We start from the raw sequence: 23,519 nt of genomic DNA, 5'->3' as shown, positions 1-23,519 counted from the left end.
CGTGACAGACCTCTATTCAGTTCAGAGGCTGAATGCAGATACACCAAAATGTCTTAAAGGACTACCTCCGGACCAGCTTTCGACCGGGGGCTTTGTAGAGGTCCAGATCTCGCATTATCGGAGTTACCGTTATGTGAGTGCCATCGTCCCTCCTGGCCTAAAACTGGCACTGCACGATAAGGTCGAAGTTTCTCCGGCTGACTGTAAGGACGGGAAGATTCCGGTTATTCAGCAGATTCTGTCCAAGCCTAAGTGAATTCGACCTGGCCTTCCCCCATCGTCACGGACACTTCCGTTAGGCGCATTTTAGATTTTCAAACTGTATCGGGCTGATGTAGCCGATAGTGGAATGACGCCGGCGTGGATTGTAGAACCTTTCGATGTAGTCGAACACATCTGCCCGTAAATCATCTCTGGTCTGGTAGTGCTTTTTGCTAAGGCGCTCGGTCTTTAGCGTCGAGAAGAAGCTTTCCATTGCAGCGTTGTCCCAGCAGTTACCGCGACGGCTCATGCTGCAAACGATGCCGTGGGATTCGAGTAGCCGCTGAAAATTTTCGCTGGTGTATTGCGCTCCCTGGTCTGAATGATGCAGCACGGCACGAGGACGGCCGCGACGGAAAATAGCCATCATCAGTGCATCCATTACGAGCTGCGCCGTCATCGTCGATTGCATCGACCAACCTACTACACGCCGCGAGTACAGGTCGAGGACTACAGCGACGAATAACCAGCCTTCGCCAGTCCACACGTAGGTAAAATCCGCGGCCCATTTTTGATTCGGCCCTGTGGCTTCAAACTGCCGGTCCAGCAGATTCGGCGCGATGGCGTGGACAGGGGAGTCAAGCTGTCCTGGTGCTCGACGTCGCTTATGACGGGCCTTGATGAAAGCAGCTTTCATCAGCCGCGCCACACGATTCTCACTGCAGGAGAAACCAGCATCGATGAGGTCCCGCACTACGCGCGGCGAACCATACGTGCCATCGCTGGTTTCGTGGCTATCCTTGATTGCCTTGAGGAGTTCGGCATTTTCGCGCTCATGAGCACTCGTCGGCCGTCCAAGCCAATCGTAAAAACCACTGCTTGATACGCCGAATAGTCGGCACATCGTTCGCGTTGGCCAGATGGTTCGATATTTGGCGATGAAGCCGTACTTCACTTGAGGTCGGCTGCGAAGTAGCCGAGCGCCTTCCTAAGAAACTCACCCGTTGGCTGTCGATTCCTGCTGTTGCAGAGCAAAGCCGAACTGCGCGGCACGACGATGCAGCTGCTTGATGACGCGGTCACGATACTGCTGTTCGTAGTGGTCCGCTCCCGGGTCCCGGTAATCCATCCCATATCGCATCGCGTTATAAAACAGGACCGCAATTTTGCGGGCGGTAGCTGTCACCGCTTTGGCCGTGCCAATGCGTCCCGCGAGGCGTCGGTAGAATGCGCCGAGTGCGGTGTTGCTGCGCCCGACGGTCACAGCTGCCAGCCGAATCGCAACGGTGAGCCGGCTGCTGGTCTTACGCGTTTGCGCCGACAGCACCTTGCCGCCGCTGATTTTACAGCCGGGTGACAGTGTCAGCCATGAGGTGAAGTGTTTCGCGGTGCGCCATCGGCTCATGTCCGTGCCGCATTCGCCAATGAAGCGTAGTGCCAAAAATGGGCCGACACCGTGGATTTGTGTCAGGTCAGTGCCAGTAAGCTGGTACAAGGCGGCCCGCGCGTCAAACTTTGGATCGCTCGGCAATTTGCTGCGGTGCTTGGCCTTGGGCAGTGGCGCATCCGGTATTGGTTTTCCGATATTCAGACCAGCCACGGTGCGTTCAATTTCAGCGTCGCATTCGTCGATGCACTGCTGGTAGAAATCGTAGAGGGCAAGCGCCTGCTTCAGCGCGAACACGTGCTCGGGCTGGTAATTTCCAACTAGGGCACTGCGGATGGTTTCCAGGCTTTCCTTGCAGCGCACATCGCGCATCGCAGCCAACGCATCGGGATTACGCTCGCCCGCGACAATGGCACGGATGATCCTCATGCCTGTGACGCCGGTAATCGTGGCAATGACGTGATGGAGCTGGATGTTCATGAAGGTCAGCGCCTTCTGCATGTGCTGGATATGCGCGGCGGCATAGTCGGTGTGCTTTTCGCGCGCGCGAAGGTAAGCACGCAATTCCGCGATATCGCGGCCGGGACGGAAGCTGGCACGCAGCAGTCCGCAGGCATGGAGACGCTGCAACCACTGGGCATCGTTGACGTCGCTCTTTCGGCCAGGGACGGCACGCGCTTCGCGGGCGTTGGCCAAGATAACTTCCAGCCCATGCGACTCAAGTACCTCATAGGCCGCAACCCAATACACGCCGGTCGATTCCATCACAACCGTTTTCGTTCCGGTTGCGACTAGCCAGTTGGCCATGCGTTCCAGATCGCTGGTGAAAGCCTGGAATGTCTGGACCGGCTCATCGCACAGATCCGGGCTGACGGCGGCGACGTGGAATCGTGAACCGATATCGATACCGGCCGCGAAGGGATGAATGATCGGCAGCCCGCTGGGCTTGGATCGTGAGCGCTCATCGGACATGGACCACCTCCTGGTTAGTCAGGCGCAGGACGGGGACTCGGATTTGATCAACTTCCTAAACGGGGTCGCCAAGTGGTGCCGCCACATATGAGTCCGCAGCTTCCCCTGGACCAGGTTTTTTGACGGGGTCTATGCCTCCAAAAAGCGTTCGGTCACGGTCTCTGCGTGCATCCAGTGTACGCCTCTGAAGTTTCTATTCATGAGGGCCACGGGCGACCGTGTGGGGCGGTTTTTTAATATGTCGCGCTCCGTCTTGACCTTCGCCAGCTCGCGCCGCATACGCTCGTATTCTTGAGCCGATACCTTCTCGTGCCCGACTGCGACCTCTACATCAACGTTAGCATCTCGGCACCACCGTCCCAGCAAGTTGGCGCCGATGCCAAGGTCACGGGCTATTGCCGCCTTGCTCGCACCAGGCTGGCCTACCAACTTGACTGCTTCGCGCTTGAACTCTTCTGAAAATACTCGTCTTTCACGTGCCATGTAATACCTCCGATAGGGACATCATACCTATCGAAAGTGTCCGTCGTGGTGGGGGAAGGCCAACCTGCGGCTCCTAGATCAAGCAAATTGTCAGGCGAATATCAAGACAGTCCACGCACTGTGCAGACTTGGGCTTACCGTTGACTTGGTATCCAAGCGGAATTGATCGCCCCCTTAAGCACGGCGTGGCTGTGACCTCAGGTTGTAGGTGATGCTGGCAATGATGACCACCAGGATGAGTAGTTGCGCAGCGATAGGCTGCAGTGACGGGTAGACCCCCAGTACCTCGATGCGTGGCAGCGATACCGGCGTATCCGGAATCAGGCCGACCTTTTGCAGTGCTGCGGCACCTTTGCCGATCAACACAACCGCAAGGATGCCGACAAGTGCCGAACTAGCAGCAAAGAATTGACTGATTGGGAGCCGGGCTGAACTACGCAGCAGGATTGCGGCGATGCCGGCCAAAATGGCAATGCCCAACCCCAGGCCGGCCAGCAGGTAGCCTCCGTTTTCCTCCGTCCACAAAGCTGCATAGAAGAGAACTGTTTCGAAAACCTCGCGATAGACCGTTACAAACGCAAGCAAAAATAGCATCAGCATCGATTTTCCGTTCAATGCTGCTGACAGCTTTTGCTGGACATAGGCTTGCCACCGTCCCGCGAGACTCTTCTGGTGCATCCAGATACCAACTGCCAGCAGCACGACCGCAGCGAAAATTGCAGAAAACCCTTCGGTCATTTCACGGCTGGCGCCGCTAACATTGACGAGATAGGTTGCGACTGCCCAGGTGAATCCACCCATGGCCAACGCCGTTATCCAGCCAGCGTGCACATAGGGTAGGGCGTCCTTCCGGTTCGCTTTCTTGAGAAACGCAAGCATCGCGACTACGACCAGCAGTGCTTCCAGGCCTTCTCGCAACAAAATAGTCAGGGCACCGAGGAACGTCGACATCGGATCATTGGTCCCGGAGAGCGCTTCGTTGGCGGTATCCAGTCGGTTCTGCAATTTGGACTCGATCTGACGGGCTTGCTCCAGTTGCCCGGCGGCGGCTGCATTGCGGAACTGCCCCATCAAGTTCTCGACTTCGTGAAACAGTTCTGCGTTCTTCGCCGCAAGCGCAGGTTCGACAGGTTCGAAGCCGTCGAGGTACGCTGACAATGCCAACCGTGAAGCCTCCGCGCGATTCCCGGCACCAAGCGCTGTAACGCTTTGCTTCAAGTGTGCCTTAGCCAGTGCTAAGGAATCAGCAGATGAAGCAGTCATGAGTTCTGGCGAATTGCGCAGAAAGGCCAACAAGGAACGTGCCGTGTCATCGCCCAAGTGCTTGGCCAGTCCCGCTTCCGAACTTTGGCCCAAGGCGCCAAGTGTTGGCACGGCCGCATGCAATGCAGGCTGTTCCGCCCAAAGCTTTGCGCCTGCGTCACGGTCGGCCTTGGTGTACGACATCGTCGAGACGAAATAGGCAAGTGCCCAGCGATCGTCATCCGTGAGTTTTGCAAAACTGGGCATTGATGTACCGGGAACGCCGCGGGTAATAATTTGCTGCAGAGCGAAGACGCTGCGCTCGCGGGCACGGGTGTGGTCCGCGAATGCGATCGGAGGCGGGTTCAGTTGCGACGCTAACGGGCCATCGGCGCGACCACTAATGCCGTGACAAGCGGCGCATTGATTTGCGTAGAGCCGCCCTCCAAGTTTGATGTCGGGGGTGTTCGTCGGTGTCGTCTGCACCGGATAAGCAAGCAATAGAGCATCGGCAAGGTGGCGCGCCTGCTCAGCGACGACACTCGCCTGGGCCTTGTTCGCAATGGCTGTGCGTAACTCCCCAGTCCCGTCACGCAAAGCTTTCGTCGACGATGTCGGCGGTAAGCCTTCCAGTTGACGCGAAGCTTCCCGGGCAAATTCCTGCATTTCTCGGTATTCGTCTGCGCTGGCGATTTGCCCATTCTGGACAGCTTTACCATAGTCTACCGCGAGGTAGTCGAGCAGTTGCCAGATCTGCTTGGCTTGGTCTTGGCTCGTCGATGGAGCATTTTCTGCTAGCGATAGGCCAGATCCAACGACCATTAGCACCGTAAGAAGCCAACGGAATAACTTTGTAGACAAACGCATAATAAGTATAAACGGAAGTAACGCTAAATGAGAATCATTATACTTTAACTTTTCTGTCGAAGAACAATGATTGCCCGGATTGTTGTCGCGTCGACGTCGCCGTTGGCCTTGTCGTCGCGAATAGGACCGGCTAGGTCCTCTGGTGGTCCTTGGCTAACGGGCCAAGGTGAACTCACGCAGACAATGGGGTTTCAGGTGCAACGGAGCGCAAAACCGGGTTAAGTCATGAAGGGTTGTAAGCCGGCCCCGAGTTTTCCGTTTCCCCTGATTTCCCGATGGGTGTCTCTCGGCGCAGCATCATTTTAGTAATTGCACTTCGTCAATATTCCGGTAATCTACGGAATATCAAATAAATAAGGGGGGTGCCATGAAACTTGCAGCAGTGATTCTTGAGAACTTCCGTGGCTACTGCCAGCCAACAAGGATCGAGATCGACGAGGACCTGACCGCGTTTATCGGGAAGAACGACGCCGGCAAATCGACCATCCTGGAAGCCCTCGAGATATTCTTCAACGACGGGAAGCCCGAACAGGGCGACGCCTGCGTGCACGGAAATGCGGCGGACATTCGCATCGGCTGCGCGTTTACGGAGCTTCCCGCTGCCCTGGTCCTTGATTCGGCGGCCAACACCTCACTCGCTGCCGAACATTTGCTGAACGAGGCTGGCGAGCTCGAGATCATCAAGGTATGGGACTCATCGGCGAAGACGCCGAAAGAGGCCGTCTTCGCGGCGGCGCTACATCCGACCCATGCGGACGCGGCCGACATTCTTTCGCTCAAGAATTCTGACCTAAAGGCTCGCATCAAGAAGCTGGGCATTAGCGATACGACCGTAAACCTCTCGGTCAACGGGAGTATGCGGCAGGCCATACGCGATACCTGCAGCCCGTTGGCCCCGGAGCGCAAGCTCGTCCCCCTCGACAAGGAAGAGGCCAAGAAGGTATGGGAGCAAATCAAGCCGCAGTTGCCGATGTACGCCCTCTTCCGTTCCGACCGGGCGAGCCAGGACGGGGACGAAGAAGTCCAAAACCCGCTTGGCTTCGCCATTGCGCAAGCCCTGAAGGAAATGGAGGCCGACCTCAAGAAGATCGAGAACGCTGTACGCGCAAGGGCAGAGGACGTGGCAAGCCGAACGCTCTCGAAGCTCAACGAGATGGACAGCCGACTTGCGAGCGAGCTCAAGCCGTTCTTCAAGGCAGACCCGAAGTTGAATAATGCCTTCAAGTTCGGCCTCATCGGTGACAACGGCATCCCGATCAACAAGCGCGGAAGCGGCGTGCGCCGCCTCATCCTGCTCAACTTCTTCCGAGCCGAAGCGGAGCGGCGGCGGAGGGAGAAGGGGGCGCTGAGCGTCATATACGCCATCGAGGAGCCAGAGACTTCACAGCATCCCGAAAACCAACGACTACTCGTCCGAGCGCTCAAGGAACTCGCCATCGAGGAGAATACGCAGGTTCTGGTAACGTCACACACGCCCGGCCTAGCCGGCCTCCTTCCAAGCGACAGCCTCCGTTGCGTACGCAGGCAGGAGGACGGGACGGCATCCGTTTCCGAGTGCGACGACAGTGAGCTGGCCGCCATCGCCAACGAGCTGGGCGTACTGCCGGACCAGCGCGTGAAGGCCCTGGTCTTCGTCGAGGGATCGAACGACGTCGAGTTCCTGGAACGCGTCAGCGCCATGCTCAAGCCCAGCGTGCCCGACGCCGTGGACTTCACTGCCGACAACCGGGTGGCTCTCGTGCCGCTCGGGGGGGGCTCCCTCAAGCACTGGGTGGCCAAACACTACCTGAGCAAGCTAGGCATCCCCGAGGTCCATCTCTACGACCGCGACGACGATGTACCGCCGAAATATCAGCTCGAATGTGACGCGGTGAACGCCCGGAAGGATGGGTCATGGGCTGCAATCACCGCGAAGCGGGAGCTCGAGAACTACCTGCACGCCGACGCCATCACGGAAGGACTGGACGGGATCGCCATCGCCTTCACTGACACCTGCGACGTTCCCCTGAAAGTGGCTGAGGCCGTCCACCGCGCGTCCGAAAGTACGAAGCCATGGGCCCAGGTCCTAGCCGACGCGAAGGCGCTTGACAAAAAGGTGGGCCTTGCCAAGAAGCGCCTCAATCGCGAGGCGGCTTCAAGGATGACCTCGGAGCGGCTCGCGCATATCGACGCCGCTGGGGAGGTGTCCGGATGGCTGCGGCGGATTCACGGCATGCTGGGGTAATCGAACCCCGCATGAGCCGGTACGGCCAGGCTACAAAGGGACCAGCTCGACGGCTCCCAGCGGCGCGCCGACCTTCGAAAGAGGTTTCCCGTTACTTCGAAATCGACGTAAATCTACCTCACGGAATTTTCGGCGGTTCCGGCTTATACCCCCACGAAGGGCAGAGCGAAGGCGCGGAAAAAGGAAAAAACAGCACGCTAAGCCATCGCCGGGTTTGGATTGTCCAGTTGAAGTACGCTTCAGCCCGGCGTCAGGCATGCCGCTCAAACAGCGTCAGCATAGAATCCATTGGAGAATTTCCTGACGCCCTTGCAGCCACACCTATGACCTCAACCTGACACCCTCCGTCCCTAACCAAGTTTTTCGTTCCGTTGCGTCTGACACCCACAATGGCGGTATGAGTTAGTATGCCTATACTTACTACAAGGTTTGCGGGAGTCTGAATGGGTATGCGAATTGGTGAACTCGCGAGGCGAGCTGGCTGCCAGCCTGAAACGATACGCTTCTATGAGCAAAAAGGACTGCTTCCGGCACCGATCAGGTCGGAGGCAAACTATCGCCTGTACGATACCATTCATGCGGAGCGCTTACAGTTCATCCGGCGCTGTCGAGCACTTGGCATGTCCTTGGATGAGGTGCAGATCCTGCTCGGCTTCCAAGATCATCCGGAAAAATCATGCGACGGAGTTAATGACTTGGTCGATGAACATCTTCGGGAGGTTGATCGCCAGATTGCAGATATGCAATCTTTGCGGCAACAACTTTCCAGCTTGCGTAGTTCCTGCGATTCCGCACGCGAGGCCAAGGATTGCGAGATCCTGAAGCAGTTGAATGAGCTATCCCGCTGAGCCCAAGCGTTTCTTAGGGGAGTAGAGCACCATATCATCAAAATTCCGGCTTGCTAAGCTGATGCAAGAGACCTTTTTGTCGAAGCCGGGTTAACAGCGCATTTCATCAGCTTTTCAAATTGACCCATCCCCACCGTTTTTCACGAATTTTCCCTTGACTCTGTAGCTGCTACAGGGTGTCAACTGCCAGGCATAAGGGAAGACGCGGCAGAAGCCATGTCCCAATCCGATCGCAATATCGCTTTATTGATTGATACGCCTATGAGTGAACCTAGCCAAACGACATGTAACGCCGCCGGCAAGGCATCCGGATGCTCGCCGTCTGCTCCTATGCCGTCCGCTGTGCCGGCCTCTGAAGGAAAGACCGTCACCTACCGTATCGCCAACATGGACTGTCCGTCGGAAGAAGGCCTGATCCGCCGAAAGCTGCACGGCATGCAAGGGATCCTGGACTTGCGTTTTAACCTGATGGGCCGCTCGCTGGACGTCATGCACGAACTGCGATCCGTACAACCGGTTACCGAAGCTCTACACAGCATCGGCATGAAAGCGGTTGTCGTAGATGAGAGCGCGCCGGCGCCGGTCGTCGCAGAGGAGGCGGCACTCAGTCCTTTGCAGAAGGCGGGACTGGGAGTGGCTGGCCTGTGCGCCGTCGCGGCGGAGGTGCTCGCGTGGCAAGGCACGGCCGAATCCTCCCCGCCTGTAATTGCTTTGTCCCTGATATCCATCCTCACGGCAGGCATTCCAACGCTGCGCAAAGGGTGGGTAGCGCTCAAGACGCTTACCCTCAACATCAATTTCTTGATGTGCCTCGCAGTCGTCGGCGCCGTCCTGATCGGCCAGTGGCCGGAAGCGGCGATGGTGATTTTCCTGTTCGCGATTGCCGAGCTGATCGAGGCCATGTCGCTAGATCGTGCCCGGGGCACGGTTCACGGCCTGTTACGCCTGGCACCGGATGAGGCCAATGTACGCGACGAGCATGGGCAGTGGCGGCTCACCGAGGCAGATCGCATCGATGTGGGCGCCATCGTGCTGGTCAAGCCGGGCGAGCGGATCGCGGTCGACGGCGAAGTCATCGAAGGCGAGTCGTCGGTGAACCAGGCCCCCATCACTGGCGAAAGCATGCCAGTGGCCAAAAAGCCCGGCGACGCTGTCTACGCCGGCACTATCAACGAGCACGGCTTGCTCGAAGTCCGCGTCACGATGCAGCGCCGCAACAGTACGCTCGCGAAAATCGTTCGCGTCATCGAGGAGACGCAGCAGAACCAAGCCCCGACGCAGCGCTTCGTCGATACTTTCGCCAAGTACTACACGCCGGCAGTCGTCGTGGCCGCGCTGCTGGTCGCCATGTTGCCGCCATTGCTGTGGCATCAGCCGGTACATGAATGGTTGTACAAGGCCCTGGTGATGCTCGTGATTGCCTGTCCGTGTGCGCTGGTGATCTCGACGCCGGTGACCGTGGTGAGCGGGCTTACGGCGGCAGCGAAGCAGGGCATCCTCATCAAGGGCGGACAGTTTCTTGAGGCCGGCTACAAGCTCAAGGCGATCGCGCTCGACAAGACCGGTACCTTGACACAAGGTCGACCAGCGGTGGTCGCCGTTGCCACGGTGTCCAACCATTCGCGCGACGAACTCTTGGAAATCGCTGCGAGTCTCGATGCCAATTCCGACCATCCGCTGGCGCGGGCCGTCGTGGCCGCGGTCAGGCCAGGTACGCAGTTGCATCGTGTGCAGGGGTTCCAATCTGTGGGCGGCCGCGGCGTGCGCGGGGTCATCGGCGGCGTCCAGTATTACCTGGGCAACCAACGCCTGATGACCGAGCATGGGGTAGATGTCGATGCCGTGCGCGAGGACCTGGCGGAACAGGAAGCTGCCGGGCGCACCGCCGTGCTGCTGGCCAGCGAAAGCGGCCTGATCGGCGTGATCGCGATCGCGGACGTCCTGCGCGGCAGTGCCATCCCCGCGATCGAGCGGCTGAAGGCGCTCGGGGTTACGCCTGTCATGCTCACTGGCGATAACCTTGCGACCGCGCAGCAGATCGGGCGCCAGGTGGGAATCGACCAGGTGCATGCTGATTTGCTGCCTGAGCAAAAGCTCGAAGCTGTCGAGGCACTGGAAGCGAAATATGGCGCGGTCGGCATGATCGGCGACGGCATCAACGACGCTCCGGCGCTTGCCCGGGCAAAGATCGGATTCGCAATGGGCGCGGCCGGAAGCGATACCGCGATCGAGACAGCCGATGTCGCGCTGATGGACGACAACCTTCAAAAGCTGCCGGCCTTTGTCAGCCTGAGCAAGCAGACGCGCCACGTCCTGGTACAGAACATCGTTCTTGCGCTTGGGATCAAAGCGGTCTTTTTTGCGCTTGCGCTGTTCGGGCTGGCTGCGCTGTGGATGGCGGTTTTTGCCGATGTCGGCGCGAGTCTGCTAGTCGTATTCAACGGGCTCAGGCTGCTGCGGTTTCGCCAGGCTGCAGGCTCGTCCAAGGGGGCCTAATCAGCATGTTGCACAGGGTGACACGTGACGGCGGCACGCGGACCGGCTGGCAGGCCATTGCCAGTCCATGCTATATTCCGGCCATGGTCCGTCGCCTCGTGTACATCATTGCCGCAGTTATCGCCCTCCAGTTCAGCTGGACGACGGTGGCTGCGTATTGCATGCACGAGACAGGCCGCGCAGCGCAGCACTTCGGCCACCACCAGCACATCGAGGATGGTGACGAGTTCCCAGTCGCTGCCAAGGATGCTCCATCCGTGGTGAAAAAGTTCGCTGTGCACGCGCACTGCGCATCGTGTCACCACGCTACGGTAGCGATCGATACATGGCATGATGCGCCGCTCTATCTGCAATGGGCGAGCGCTCCTCCGGATACGGATATCGTCCCGCTGTCCTCCATCTGCACTTCTCCGCCTGAACGGCCCCAATGGAATTCCGCCGCGTAGATCCGGCGGAGCCATATTTTCCATGATTTGACAGACTGACTTTGGGCGCTTGATGCAGCCCTGGTCCTGCCATGCCGCCGCCGGATGACCTTCGTTTTCATTTTCGGAGTTATCCATGCGACCCAGTTTCATCCTGTTGGGGGCCGCGGCATTGTCCATGCCGTTGCTCGCAGCTGCTGCACAGCAAAGTGATCAGCAAACAATTTCAGTAAGCGCACGTCCCTATGCGCCGGCGCCATCGGCCACGGCGACAGTCACCACCCTGGACGAGGCAATACGCCTGGCTTTGACGTCGAATCCGACGCTGCGTTCTGCTACGCAAAGTGTCGCGATCGCGGACGCTTCCAAGTCGCAGGCCGGTCTCATCGCCAATCCCGAACTCTCCGTTCTACGCGAGGGCATGGATCGTGCTAACCGGACACAAACCGTTCAGATCAACCAGCGTCTCGAATTGGGTGGCAAACGCTCGGCGCGCGTCGATGTGGCGGAGCGGGAGCGGCAGGTGGCTCTTCAGGACGTCGCGGTTGCGCAAGCGCAGTTACGTGCCGATGTCACCTCCGCCTATTTCGATGCGCTCATCGCCCAGGAACGCCGGGAGCTCGCACGGGCATCGGTGCAGGTCGCCGAAAAGGCCACCCTCGTTGCGTCCAAGCGCGTCACCGCGGGCCGCATTTCACCCATCGAAGAATCGCGATCAAGGGTCGCAGAAGCGGGCGTGCGGCTCGAACTGGCGCAAGCGTCATCCGAGTTAAGCCTGGCCAAGCAGCGGCTTGGCGCACTCTGGGGCCGCACCGAAGCAGGGCAGCTGTCGCTGGAGCGGCCGGCTGGTGACGTCCAGGCATTGCCACCCTTGGACGCGCTACGCCAGCAGCTTGAAGCAGGACCGCAACTGCGCCGGGCCCGGGAGCAGGTCGAGCGTGAAGAGGCCCAGGTGCGGCTTGAACGCGCCCAGCGTGTGCCGGATGTCACGGTTACCGTTGGCAGCCAGCGCGATAACCAGATCGGCCATAACCAGGCCGTCCTCGGCGTATCGGTTCCACTGCCGCTATTCAACCGTAATCAGGGCAACATGCTGGCCGCCTTGCGCCGCACCGACAAAGCGCGCAGCGATCTTGATGCCGAACGCCTGCGTGTGAGCCAGGCGCTAGGCGAGGCCTATCAGCGTGCCCAGTTGGCGCAGCAGGAAATCGCCAGCATTACGGCCGACATCCTTCCAGTCGCGCAAACCACCTATGACGCCGCGGTAACAGGCTTCGAGGCCGGCAAATTCAGCTTCCTCGATGTGCTCGATGCCCAGCGAACCCTGTTCCAGACGCGCGCCCAATATTTGCGAGCGCTGTCCGATCGCTACCGCTCGGTAGCCGACCTCGGGCGCTATGTCCAGCTCAGGCCGGACCAGAGCAAGTAATTCCACAGGAATCTCAACATGAAGTTCAATATCGATAAAAAGTCCCGGAAGTCCATTCTGGGCGTCGTACTCGTCGGCATTCTGCTCGGCGCCGCCATCATTTTCTGGAAAAAAGACGGGCAGACTGAAGGCGTGCAGGAAGCGCATACCGAGCAGGCCGGCGCTTCGAAAGAAGAAAAGAAAGAAGAGCACGCGGAAGCCAGTAGCGGCCTGATCGTGCTGTCCGAGCAACAGATTCGTACCGCAGGCGTCGCCACTGCCAAGGCGGCGCCTGCGACCATCGGCAACGTCGTCCAGTTGCCTGGCGAAGTACGTTTCAATGAAGACCGGACGGCACACGTGGTGCCTCGGGTGGCAGGTGTGGCCGAGTCTGTCTCTGCCGACCTCGGGCAGACCGTCAGGAAGGGCCAGGTACTGGCCGTGATCTCGAGCCCGGAGCTTGCCGATCTGCGCAGCACCGCGCTGGCGGCGCAAAAGCGCCTCGGTCTGGCGAAGGTGACGTACGAGCGCGAAAAGAAGCTGTGGGAGGACAAGATCTCGGCCGAGCAGGATTACCTGCAGGCTCAACAGGCTCTTCGCGAAGCGGAAATCGCTGCCCAGACGGCGAACTCGAAACTTACCGCGCTGGGCGCCGGTAATTCGGGTGGCCAGCTGAACCGGTATGTCCTGCGTGCGCCCTTCGACGGCGTCGTCGTCGAGAAGCACATCACGCAAGGGGAAATGGTCAAAGAGGATACCAATGTCTTCCTGCTGTCCGACCTCTCCACGGTGTGGGTCAACATTGTGGTGACGGCAAAGGATCTGGAAGCGATCCGCGTTGGCGAAATCGCCACCGTGAAATCGACCGCATCGGACTCTTCGGCAACCGGCAAGGTGAGCTACGTTGGTGCGCTGCTTGGCGAAGAAACCCGCTCGGCGAATGCGCGCGTGGTTCTGCCTAACCCCAAGCTGGCGTGGCGTCCGGGACTCTTCGTCAACGTCAACATGGCACGCGGCACGCGTGAGGTTCCCGTGGCAGTCGCCGCGGACGCCGTTCAGACGGAGAATGGCAAATCGATCGTCTACGTGCGCGTTCCCCAGGGCTTTCAGGAGAAAAACGTGAGCCTGGGCGCCAGCGACGGTAAGTTCGTCGAGATCGTTTCCGGGCTGGAGCCGGGAGCTGAGTATGCCACGACCGGCAGCTTCGTATTGAAAGCTGAGCAGGGCAAGGGCAGCGCCGAGCATGAAGACTGACAGGAGGCTGCCCCATGTTTGATCGCATTATTCGCTTCGCCATCGAGCACCGATGGCTTGTCATGCTGGGCGTGTTCGGCATGGCCGCAATCGGCGTCTACAGTTACCAGAAGCTGCCCATCGACGCAGTGCCTGATATCACCAACGTCCAGGTCCAGATCAACACCTCGGCGTCCGGTTATTCGCCGCTCGAGGTCGAGCAGCGCGTCACTTTCCCGATCGAAACCGTCATGGCCGGCTTGCCGGGCCTGGAACAGACGCGTTCGCTCTCGCGCTACGGCCTGTCCCAGGTGACCGTAATCTTCAAGGATGGCACCGACATCTATTTTGCCCGTCAGCTGGTCAACCAGCGCATCCAGGAGGCCAGGGAAAATCTTCCGCAGGGTGTTTCGCCGATGATGGGACCGATCTCGACCGGCCTGGGCGAAATCTATCTGTGGACGGTCGAGAGTGAACCGGGTGCGAAAAAGCCGGACGGCACGCCGTACACGCCGACCGACCTGCGCGAAGTCCAGGACTGGATCATCAAGCCGCAGTTGCGCCAGGTGCCCGGCGTCACCGAGATCAACTCCATCGGCGGTTTCGCCAAGGAGTATCACATCACGCCGGATCCTGCGAAGCTGAGTTCCTACGGCCTGACGCTCAAGGACGTCGTCGCGGCCATTGAGCAGAACAACGGCAACGTCGGCGCCGGCTATATCGAGCGAAGCGGAGAGCAGCTGCTGATTCGCGCGCCCGGCCAGGTGCGTACTCTCGACGACATTCGCAACACGATACTGAACAACGTTCGCGGTGTGCCGATCCGCGTGCGCGACGTCGCCGAGGTAGGCCTGGGCGCCGAGCTGCGCACTGGCGCCGCGACCGAGAACGGTAGGGAAGTCGTGCTCGGTACGGTGTTCATGCTGATCGGCGAGAACAGCCGGGTTGTCGCGCAGGCGGTTGCGAACAAGATGGTCCAGGTCAACCGCACACTGCCGACGGGCGTTCACGCGGTGCCGGTGTACGACCGGACCGTACTCGTCGACAAGGCGATCGCGACGGTGAAGAAAAACCTGCTCGAAGGTGCGGTGCTGGTTATCGTCATCCTGTTCCTTTTCCTCGGTAACTTCCGTGCGGCGCTGATTACCGCGATGGTCATCCCATTGGCGATGCTGTTCACCTTTACCGGCATGGTCACGTACAAGGTGAGTGCGAACCTGATGAGCCTTGGCGCACTGGACTTCGGCATCATCATCGATGGCGCCGTGGTCATCGTCGAGAACTGCGTGCGCCGCCTGGCCCACGCCCAGGAACACCATCGGCGCGAATTGACACTGAGTGAGCGCTTCCATGAGGTGTTCGCGGCGGCTGGCGAATCGCGCCGTCCGTTGTTGTTCGGGCAGCTGATCATCATGGTCGTCTACCTGCCGATCTTTGCCCTGTCCGGCGTGGAAGGCAAGATGTTCCACCCGATGGCTTTCGCCGTCGTGGCGGCGCTGCTCGGCGCGATGATCCTGTCGATTACCTTCGTTCCTGCCGCGGTCGCGCTCTTCATCGGCAAACGCGTTGCCGAGAAGGAGAACCGGCTGATGGGTTGGGCGCGCCAAGGCTATGCGCCAATGCTCGAGAGAGTGCTGGGCAACGGCGCCCTGGTCGTCACGAGCGCAATCGTGCTTGTCGTGCTGTCGGGTTTGCTGGCGGTGCGTCTGGGCAGCGAGTTCGTGCCTAGCCTGAACGAAGGCGATATCGCACTGCAGTCGCTGCGCATCCCTGCGACCAGCCTCACGCAGTCGCTGGACATGCAGAAGCGCCTCGAGGCTGGGCTGAAAGCCAAGTTCCCGGAGATCGACCGGGTCTTTGCGCGAACAGGTACGGCGGAGATCGCATCGGACCCGATGCCTCAGAATATTTCGGACGGCTACGTCATGCTTAAGCCCGAAGACAAGTGGCCGGCGCCGAAGAAGAGCCGCAACGAGCTGATTGCCGCAATCAAGGAAGAGGCCGAGAAGTATCCAGGCAATGGCTATGAGTTCTCGCAGCCGATCCAGCTCCGCTTCAATGAGCTGATCTCGGGCGTGCGCAGCGACGTGGCTGTCAAGGTGTTCGGCGACGACATGGACGTACTCGCCGACACGGGTCAGCGGATCGCCGAGGTGCTCGGACGCGTGCCGGGTGCAACCGAAGTCAAGGTCGAGCAGACCGGAGGCCTGCCGATGCTGACGGTCCAGATCGATCGCGAGAAGACGGCCAGGTACGGCCTGAACATCAACGATGTCCAGGAAACGCTCACCATTGCCACCGGTGGCCGTGAAGCGGGAACCGTATTCGAGGGCGACCGCCGCTTCGACATTACGGTGCGCCTGCCGGAAACGCTGCGCGCCGACCTCGATGCGCTCAAGCGGCTGCCGATCTCGCGTCCGTCAAGTTCACCCGACGGAACAGCTTCCTTCATCCCGCTGGGCGAGGTTGCCACGCTGTCGTTTGCCCCGGGACCGAACCAGATCAGCCGCGAAAACGGCAAGCGCCGGGTGGTGGTCAGCGCGAACGTGCAGGGCCGCGACATTGGCAGCTTTGTGCCGGAGGCAGAGGCCGCGATTCAAAAGAGCGTGAAGATCCCGTCCGGCTACTGGACGACCTGGGGCGGTACGTTCGAGCAGTTGCAGTCGGCCACGCAACGCCTTCAGGTTGTGGTGCCCCTGGCGCTGTTCCTGGTCTTCACGCTTCTCTTCGTTATGTTTAATAACGTCAAGGATGGGTTGCTGGTATTTACGGGCATTCCGTTCGCGCTGACCGGCGGTGTGCTTGCTTTGACGCTACGTGGCATCCCGATGTCTATCTCGGCAGCGGTTGGATTTATCGCGCTGTCCGGAGTCGCAGTGCTCAACGGCCTGGTGATGATCTCCTTCATCCGGTCGCTGCGAGAGGGCGGCATGCCACTTGAGGAGGCGATTCGCCATGGCGCCCTGACCAGGCTCAGGCCTGTATTGATGACGGCCTTGGTCGCTTCACTGGGGTTCGTGCCGATGGCTCTGGCCACCGGTACCGGTGCCGAGGTGCAGCGTCCTCTGGCTACAGTCGTTATCGGCGGCATTCTGTCGTCGACCGCGCTGACGCTTCTGGTGCTGCCACTCTTGTACCGGCTGACGCACCGAAGTGATGACGTGGCGGACATCAAGGCGGAGCCGGTTCGGGTACCGGTGTAAGGGCATATAGAGTGTGCGTCGCTGGCTCTTTGCTTGCGGCGCACAACCAAGCTTCCTGAAACTCAGCTGAACCTGTAGAGGAAACACAGTATGGATCCGCACGCGGATTTTCATGGCCTGACGATTCTTATTGCGATTGCAGTTTCATTGTGCGGTGTGCTGGCATTGCTGATTTTCTTTCTTTGGATTGAACGCCGCAACAAGCGCGGCTCCAGAACCGGCGGCAGCCGCGGAAAAGTAGTGCGGCCAGTACGCAAGAAAAGGCGAAAGTAACAGACGTAGGTTCAATACAAGGAAACGCGGCCTGCGCAGGTCACTTGGCAATAAATTCCCAGGTGACGCCGCGGTCTTCGCTTCGGATCAATATACCGTTGATGGCCCCGTACAGCCGGCCGGACGGTGTGCTGGCGAGCGCGGTAATCGGTGCAACTGGTGACCGCATCCGGATCCAATGGTCGCCGCCATCCTGGCTAATGAAAAATCCTTCGCGCGCGGCGGCGTACACACGTTCCCGTCAGCCAGTATCGCTGGCCACAAGGTGGAAGTTCAGTTCGACTTTGCCGGCCTTGTGCCATCCACAAAAACAATCCATCGCGCGACGCACTCCCTTGCGTGTCGCCGCAAACATCCATCCGGTCCCGGTTCCGCCTGGCGTTCTCGAGTGTGCAAGTTGTGCGACCGATTCGCCGGGGCCGTGATCAACCAGGTTCCAGCTTGCGCCGGCATCCCGGCTAGTGAAAATGCCTTTCCCAACAACGTAGGCATATACGGTTCGGGCTTGGGTAGAGTGCGCGGCCAAGGTCGCAACGTCGCCGTTGGACAGCCCTTGATTGCGCGCCAGCCAAGTGCGTCCGCCATCGTGGCTGTGGAACACACCCGAACCCACGACTGCGGCATAGATCGTTTTGGCGCGGCCCGCCGAAATCGTGAGTGAGACGATATTACCTTGCGCCGTAGCTGGCAGAGCCACAGGCTTCTATGTGCGCCCCTCGTCCGGGCTAAAAGCAAGAGATCTGGACGTTGCCTTCCAAAGCCCACCGCTAGCATCATCGAACGCGAGGGCAATAATCGGTGGCGCAGAGGGTGGAGGCGCCGACCTTGCCGCGCCCGGTAGCGCTGCCAGTCCAATCGCAACTGTTATGTTGCCAAGCGCCCATACAGCTTGAGCGCGTTTTCGCAGTAGTCTCATTGCCTTTCCCGCGTTTAGCCAGGCTAGACGTCATTGCCCCCGAAATTATCGTCATGAAGAATGCACATTAACGTAAACGTCCAACTTCAAGCGCGGTAGTTAGAAACATCCCTGCCGCCTGGAAAGAGGTAATGCATCGACCAAATTCATGAGTACGATTGGGTGCGCTTCTGCACGGACCGGGCAACAGCTGGACGCCATACTTCTAGCATCGACAAAAGGTGACGATATGAAAACTGCCGAGCGAGTACGACTGGAGCTGCCTTTGGTACTCCCAGAGATAGACGATCCGAACGACCCATGCATTGATCGGCTGATCGGTCTGCTTGAGGGGCGCCCGGGTGTCGAGCACGTCCATATGAAAACGCTTGAGAATGCGCGACCTGTTCTCTGCCTGCATTACGATCCCGCAGTGATCAACGTGTCGAGATTACGCGAACTGGTGAGCGCGATCGGAGCGCGCTTGACGGAACAGTTTGCGCATTACATCGGTCGCACACCAGTGCCGCTGCATGCCCGGAGCGCCAGGCTATTCGCTGATCGGTTGCGCCGGATATCAGGTGTGTTGGAAGCGGAAGTATCTCCGTCTGGGGCTGTTCGTATCGAGTACGAGCGCTCTGCGATCACGCAGAAGGCGTTGGAAGAACGGATACGGTCGCTCGGCGCGGCGCTGGCCAGCGACGCTGCACCTACCGAAAAAATCACTCAATCGAATAGCACTACCGAACTGCCCACGCATGGTGGCCATCGACACGAGCATGGCGACCATGCCGGCCACGATCATGAGCATGACGAAAAAGAAGGGAAGGGACATGCTCATGGCGATCAGGATGGACACGCGGGACATGCGCATTCACACGGCGGGATATTTGGCGAACATACCGAATTAATTTTTGCTGTCCTTGCCGGCGTCTTCGTCCTGGCGGGCTGGCTGGTCGAGCGGAGCGGATCCGCTCCGGATTGGGTATCGCTGGCGCTGTATGTCGGGGCCTACCTCTGCGGAGGCTTTTTTACCGCGAAAGAAGCCATCGAGAACATCCGTGAGCGCCGTTTTGAAATCGATACGCTGATGCTGGTAGCGGCAGTCGGCGCGGCGGCCTTGGGTAAATGGGCCGAAGGTGGCCTACTGCTCTTCCTGTTCAGCCTCGGCCACTCGCTGGAACACTTCGCCATGGGGCGTGCGCGCCGCGCAATCGAAGCCTTGGCGGAACTCGCACCCGAGAAAGCTCTGGTCAAGCGTGGCGAAGGCACTGAGGAGGTTCCGGTCGAAACGCTCAAGCCCGGTGACGTCGTGCTGGTAAAGCCAAACGAACGGCTGCCGGCGGATGGCGTCGTGGTGAAGGGTACGTCCAGCGTGAATCAGGCGCCGGTAACCGGTGAAAGCGTTCCGGTCGATAAAGTCGCCGTAAAGGATGGGCAGGCGGCGATCGCTGCGTTCGACCGCGTGGACGCAAGCAACAGGGTGTTTGCCGGTACCATCAATGGGGCCGGCGCGATCGAAGTGATGGTGGCGCGACTGGCGTCGCAATCGACCATGGCGCGGGTCGTCCAGATGGTTGCCGAAGCCGAAGCCCAGCGCTCGCCCACCCAGCAGTTTACCGACAAGTTCGAACGCATTTTCGTCCCCGTCGTCCTGACGCTGGTAGCGCTGCTGATGCTCGCATTCCTCGTCGTCGACGAATCATTTTCGGACAGTTTTTATCGGGCGATGGCGGTGCTGGTGGCGGCCAGTCCGTGTGCCCTTGCTATCTCGGTGCCGAGTGCCGTCCTGTCCGGCGTCGCGAGAGCAGGGCGCAGCGGTGTCCTGGTAAAGGGTGGCGGTCCCCTGGAAAATCTCGGCAGTCTTAGTTCGATCGCCTTCGACAAGACCGGGACCCTCACCGAGGGACGTCCCAAGCTCACCGATGTGACGACGGCTGGTGGGGCGAGCGAAGCCGAGTTGCTATCCGTGGTCGTGGCCGTCGAATCGCATAGTGACCACCCACTGGCCACGGCACTGGTGGAAGGCGGACAGCAACGGCTGCAGGCTGGCGGCCAGGTTGTACAAGCCGACGACGTCCGCAGTATCACCGGCCGGGGTGTCGAGGCGGTGGTCGATGGCGAGAAGACGTACATCGCCAAGCCGGTGTTTTTCAGCGAAATGGATGGCATGAAATTGCCAACTGAGCTAGTCGACGCCAACGACAGCCTGGTCAAGTCAGGCCGGACCACGATGGTTGTGCTAAAAGGGGACCGATTCCTCGGTGTGATTGGCGTAATGGATACGCCGCGCCCGGCCGCGACCGCTGTGATGGCCCAGCTACGTGAGCTGGGAATCGAACGCCTGGTGATGATCTCCGGTGACAACCAGCAGGTCGCCGACGCCGTCGCACGCACGGTTGGCCTGACCGAGGCCAAAGGCGACCTGATGCCGGAGCAAAAGGTCGAGACCATCAAGGCCTTGCGTGAGCGCCACGGCAAGGTCGCGATGGTTGGCGATGGCGTCAACGACGCCCCGGCAATGGCCAACGCAACAGTCGGCATCGCCATGGGCGCCGCCGGTTCGGACGTCGCGCTCGAGGCGGCCGACGTCGCACTCATGGGCGATGACCTCAGCCAGTTGCCGTTCGCTGTCGGGCTATCGAGGCGTACAAGAAGGGTGATCAAACAGAACCTTTGGGTGAGCCTTGGCGTAGTCGCGGTATTGATCCCCGCGACGATTTTCGGCCTTAACATCGGCACCGCGGTTCTCTTTCACGAGGGGTCGACCTTGCTCGTCGTAATCAATGCGCTGCGCCTGCTGGCCTATCCGGGAACGCCTAAAACAAGCGATGGGCCGGAACCCGCGGCACACGCCGAGCGAAATGCCGACACCTTTCCTGGCACGAAGTCGTCGGAATCTCCTAAGGTTTCGTCATGACTGGGCTGCTACTGAAGGTGTTGACGTATGCAGCGTTTCCGGCTGTCGCCATCGTGGTCGGCTCCGTCATCGCGGCCATACGCGAGCCCAGCGCAGGCTTGCGCAGTAGTGTGCAGCATTTTGCAGCCGGCACGGTGTTCAGTGTTCTCGCGGTCGAACTGCTTCCCGACCTGATGCATCGCCGGATGCCGTGGCCAACCTTGATTGGCTTCTCGCTCGGCGTGGCATTGATGCTGACGCTGAAATGGATTGGCGACCGCGCGGAAAAGGCGGAAGGCGAGCGCAGTACGCGCGGCCTGGTCACGGCCATGGGTGTGGACGTCGGTTTGGATGGCACACTGATTGGCTTATCCTTTGCGGCAGGAGAAAAACAGGGGTTGCTGCTGACGGTGGGGCTGGTACTCGAGCTGCTTTTCTTGGGTGTCTCCTGTGCGACCTCGCTTCGCAGCGCGGGAAGAGCCAGGTCCATGATCATACGAACGACCGCAATGCTCGTTGTGGCACTACTGATCGGTGCTGCAGCCGGCGCAATTCTATTAAGTTCCGTCACGCCGGTCTATGTAGACGCCATGCTCGCTTTTGGCGTGGCCGCATTGCTGTATTTGGTGACTGAAGAACTGTTGGTCGAGGCTCACGAGGAAATCGAGACACCGGTGCAGACTGCAATGTTTTTTCTGGGCTTCATCCTACTGTTTATCATCGACATGCTGATTTGACGGTACCCGAAACGTCTATCGAACACCGAAGGAGAAGGAATGATCGACTACATCAAGGGCAATCTCGTCGAGGCACGCGATGCGCTGGACCGCCTCATCAATAACACTACGCAACTAGGCAATATCGAGGCCAGCGCCAGCCTTCTGATCGAAGCGTTGGAGCATGGACGCCGCGTGATTTCGTGTGGAAATGGCGGCTCGATGTGTGACGCCATGCACTTGGCGGAAGAGTTATCCGGGCGATTCCGTGATGACCGTCCTGCAATGGCGGCAGTCGCGATCAGTGATCCGAGCTATATCAGTTGCGTTGCCAACGACTACGGCTATGAGCAGGTTTTCGCCCGTTTCGTCCAGGGTAACGGTAGCGCGGGAGATATTCTTTTTGCCATCAGTACGAGCGGCAACAGCCCTTCAGTGGTCCTTGCGGCCCAGGCGGCGAGAGCCAAGGGGATGAAGGTGATTGGTTTGACTGGACGCACTCAGTCGCAATTGGAACACCATGCCGACATCTGCATATGCACCAGTGCGGGCCAATACGCCGACCGTGTACAAGAGCTCCATATTAAGGTCATCCACATTCTGATCGAGCTTGTAGAACGTGCGTTGCAACCTAAAAATTATGAGAGTGGATCGCCACGAATTCAGTAGAAACTCCTGAGTCAATGCTTATCAAAAGACGCAGCTACGTAGTTCGAGCATGTATGTAAGGTGATGAATCTGGTAGACGAAAGATAATTTATGATCTGGAATATCGGCCTGTTGTTCATTGCCGCAGCTATGGTGGAAATCGTTGGCTGTTTCGGCCATATTTACGGCTCCGCAAGAATGGCCCGATCTAGCTATTTTTCGCGGCCGCGGCAAGCCCGGCAGTCTTCGTATGGCTGCTGACTTTGCAGCTTCACAGGCGCCGCCGATGGGCTGGACATGCCCTAAGGCGGCCATCTCGCGCGACGTCGGCGAGCTCGATTAGTAGCTCGCCGTATACCTGTGGCGCCGCACAGCGTGAAAGGTGAACGTGCTTGTCACTTTCGGGATCATGCACCTGGTGCCGGTGTGGCCGGCTTTCCTAGCGCGGCATCCTCGCTTGTCGCCGACATAATCCTATCCGACCGGATGAATCCGCGGCTGATGGTGATTCTGGTGCAAGCCCCGCTCGTACTCGCACCAACTCGGAACTGCAGGAAAGTACTGCAATTCAGCAATACCGAAGCTCAAAAAGCCGTACGTTAGCCACAGCAGGGGCGCTCCAGTTGAATCGGCGGACACTTCACCGTGCCGTATGAGCAAAAGACGCAACAGTCACCAGCCTTTGGCCGCAGAACGACGGCACAGTCTTCGCACTCGTAGTAGAACTGGCATGCATCAGTCGGCATGGTTTCTCGTTTGCTGTGCCCGCAGTGCGGACAGGTCAGCGTCGACTCTAAAATTGCCTCGCTCATTGCATCACTTCCTGACAGTCGAAGGGAATCCCGCGTCAGCCGTCGCTTTGGTCAGCATAGAGACGTTGGCTTTGTCCGTATCCATGTGCACGGTAGCCGTCTTGTGCTCGAAATCGATTTTCACCTCGCTCACGCCAGGAACTTGTTCAAGCGCTTTCTTGACCGTGATGGGGCAGCCGGCACAGGTCATGTTTTGCACGTTAAGGGTAAGCATTTCGGAGGTGCCGGCGAAAGCCGCTCCGCTCAGCAACACGGACACGACGAATGTAGAAATACGCATCGGGAAA

17 protein-coding genes and 1 pseudogene are annotated in these 23,519 nt (G+C 59.3%); 10 read left to right on the top strand and 8 right to left on the bottom strand.

Annotated elements, in window-relative coordinates:
* Positions 1-295 precede the first annotated feature (295 nt).
* From AM586_RS04550 to AM586_RS04535, 4 genes and pseudogenes are all read right to left on the bottom strand, one after another.
* A pseudogene (locus AM586_RS04550) lies at positions 296-1,180 on the bottom strand (IS3 family transposase); the annotation flags it as partial.
* A gap of 18 nt (positions 1,181-1,198) precedes the next feature.
* Complete coding sequence (locus AM586_RS04545) at positions 1,199-2,560, bottom strand: IS110 family transposase (protein ID WP_052233727.1); 1,362 nt, start codon at positions 2,558-2,560, stop codon at positions 1,199-1,201.
* Positions 2,561-2,689: 129 nt separating this feature from the next.
* Positions 2,690-3,043, bottom strand: a complete 354-nt coding sequence (locus AM586_RS04540; protein WP_082439641.1) for a transposase — start codon at positions 3,041-3,043, stop codon at positions 2,690-2,692.
* Between the two features lie 174 nt (positions 3,044-3,217).
* The gene (locus tag AM586_RS04535) at positions 3,218-5,107 is read right to left on the bottom strand and encodes a cytochrome c/FTR1 family iron permease (protein ID WP_109370551.1); all 1,890 of its coding nucleotides are present in this window, start codon (positions 5,105-5,107) and stop codon (positions 3,218-3,220) included.
* A gap of 412 nt (positions 5,108-5,519) precedes the next feature.
* Here AM586_RS04535 and AM586_RS04530 point away from each other — a divergent pair, with 412 nt between their 5' ends.
* The 3 genes from AM586_RS04530 to AM586_RS04520 all read left to right on the top strand — a co-directional run bounded on the left by AM586_RS04530 (position 5,520) and on the right by AM586_RS04520 (position 10,720).
* Positions 5,520-7,376 (top strand): ATP-binding protein, encoded by a 1,857-nt coding sequence (locus tag AM586_RS04530; RefSeq protein ID WP_052233729.1) that lies wholly within the window; start codon positions 5,520-5,522, stop codon positions 7,374-7,376.
* Between the two features lie 443 nt (positions 7,377-7,819).
* Positions 7,820-8,224: a Cd(II)/Pb(II)-responsive transcriptional regulator gene (gene cadR, locus AM586_RS04525; RefSeq protein WP_075791962.1), complete on the top strand. Its 405-nt coding sequence runs from the start codon at positions 7,820-7,822 to the stop codon at positions 8,222-8,224.
* A gap of 216 nt (positions 8,225-8,440) precedes the next feature.
* Positions 8,441-10,720, top strand: coding sequence for a cation-translocating P-type ATPase (locus AM586_RS04520; protein ID WP_229411140.1), 2,280 nt, complete (start codon positions 8,441-8,443; stop codon positions 10,718-10,720).
* Here AM586_RS04520 and AM586_RS28000 read toward each other — a convergent pair.
* Positions 10,717-11,283, bottom strand: a complete 567-nt coding sequence (locus AM586_RS28000; RefSeq protein WP_156328170.1) for a hypothetical protein — start codon at positions 11,281-11,283, stop codon at positions 10,717-10,719. The two genes, AM586_RS04520 and AM586_RS28000, sit on opposite strands and share 4 nt — an antisense overlap.
* Between AM586_RS28000 and AM586_RS04510 the strand changes: the two genes are divergently transcribed.
* From AM586_RS04510 to AM586_RS27995, 4 genes are all read left to right on the top strand, one after another.
* A complete protein-coding gene (locus AM586_RS04510; protein WP_052233732.1) occupies positions 11,282-12,574 on the top strand; it encodes a TolC family protein in 1,293 nt (430 codons plus the stop codon). The two genes, AM586_RS28000 and AM586_RS04510, sit on opposite strands and share 2 nt — an antisense overlap.
* An 18-nt stretch (positions 12,575-12,592) precedes the next feature.
* Positions 12,593-13,807 (top strand): efflux RND transporter periplasmic adaptor subunit, encoded by a 1,215-nt coding sequence (locus tag AM586_RS04505; protein ID WP_052233733.1) that lies wholly within the window; start codon positions 12,593-12,595, stop codon positions 13,805-13,807.
* A gap of 14 nt (positions 13,808-13,821) precedes the next feature.
* Positions 13,822-16,989, top strand: coding sequence for a CusA/CzcA family heavy metal efflux RND transporter (locus AM586_RS04500; RefSeq protein WP_052233734.1), 3,168 nt, complete (start codon positions 13,822-13,824; stop codon positions 16,987-16,989).
* A gap of 90 nt (positions 16,990-17,079) precedes the next feature.
* Positions 17,080-17,262 (top strand): hypothetical protein, encoded by a 183-nt coding sequence (locus AM586_RS27995; protein WP_156328171.1) that lies wholly within the window; start codon positions 17,080-17,082, stop codon positions 17,260-17,262.
* A gap of 40 nt (positions 17,263-17,302) precedes the next feature.
* Here the strand turns inward: AM586_RS27995 and AM586_RS27990 are convergent, their stop codons facing one another.
* Positions 17,303-17,494, bottom strand: coding sequence for a hypothetical protein (locus AM586_RS27990; RefSeq protein WP_156328172.1), 192 nt, complete (start codon positions 17,492-17,494; stop codon positions 17,303-17,305).
* A 913-nt stretch (positions 17,495-18,407) separates the two neighbouring features.
* On the opposite strand from AM586_RS27990, the gene AM586_RS04495 reads away from it, so the two are divergent.
* Genes AM586_RS04495 through AM586_RS04485 form a run of 3 tightly spaced genes read left to right on the top strand, consistent with a single transcriptional unit; the run spans position 18,408 to position 22,441 of the window.
* Complete coding sequence (locus AM586_RS04495) at positions 18,408-21,077, top strand: heavy metal translocating P-type ATPase (RefSeq protein ID WP_082439867.1); 2,670 nt, start codon at positions 18,408-18,410, stop codon at positions 21,075-21,077.
* Positions 21,074-21,793 (top strand): ZIP family metal transporter, encoded by a 720-nt coding sequence (locus AM586_RS04490; protein ID WP_052233735.1) that lies wholly within the window; start codon positions 21,074-21,076, stop codon positions 21,791-21,793. The genes AM586_RS04495 and AM586_RS04490 overlap by 4 nt, the downstream gene beginning before the upstream one ends.
* Positions 21,794-21,832: 39 nt before the next feature.
* Positions 21,833-22,441 carry an SIS domain-containing protein gene (locus tag AM586_RS04485; protein WP_052233736.1) on the top strand — a complete coding sequence of 203 codons (609 nt, stop codon included), beginning with the start codon at positions 21,833-21,835 and terminating at the stop codon, positions 22,439-22,441.
* Between the two features lie 578 nt (positions 22,442-23,019).
* Here AM586_RS04485 and AM586_RS28735 read toward each other — a convergent pair.
* Positions 23,020-23,232, bottom strand: a complete 213-nt coding sequence (locus AM586_RS28735; RefSeq protein ID WP_075791959.1) for a GDCCVxC domain-containing (seleno)protein — start codon at positions 23,230-23,232, stop codon at positions 23,020-23,022.
* A 4-nt stretch (positions 23,233-23,236) separates the two neighbouring features.
* Positions 23,237-23,512, bottom strand: a complete 276-nt coding sequence (gene merP, locus AM586_RS04475; protein ID WP_052233737.1) for a mercury resistance system periplasmic binding protein MerP — start codon at positions 23,510-23,512, stop codon at positions 23,237-23,239.
* Positions 23,513-23,519: the final 7 nt, after the last annotated feature.

Origin of the sequence: Massilia sp. WG5 (genome assembly GCF_001412595.2) — a bacterium.
Classification (GTDB): Bacteria; Pseudomonadota; Gammaproteobacteria; order Burkholderiales; family Burkholderiaceae_D; genus Telluria.
The sequence above is the reverse complement of the archived record's forward strand: the minus strand, read 5'-3'. Positions and strand labels throughout refer to the sequence as shown.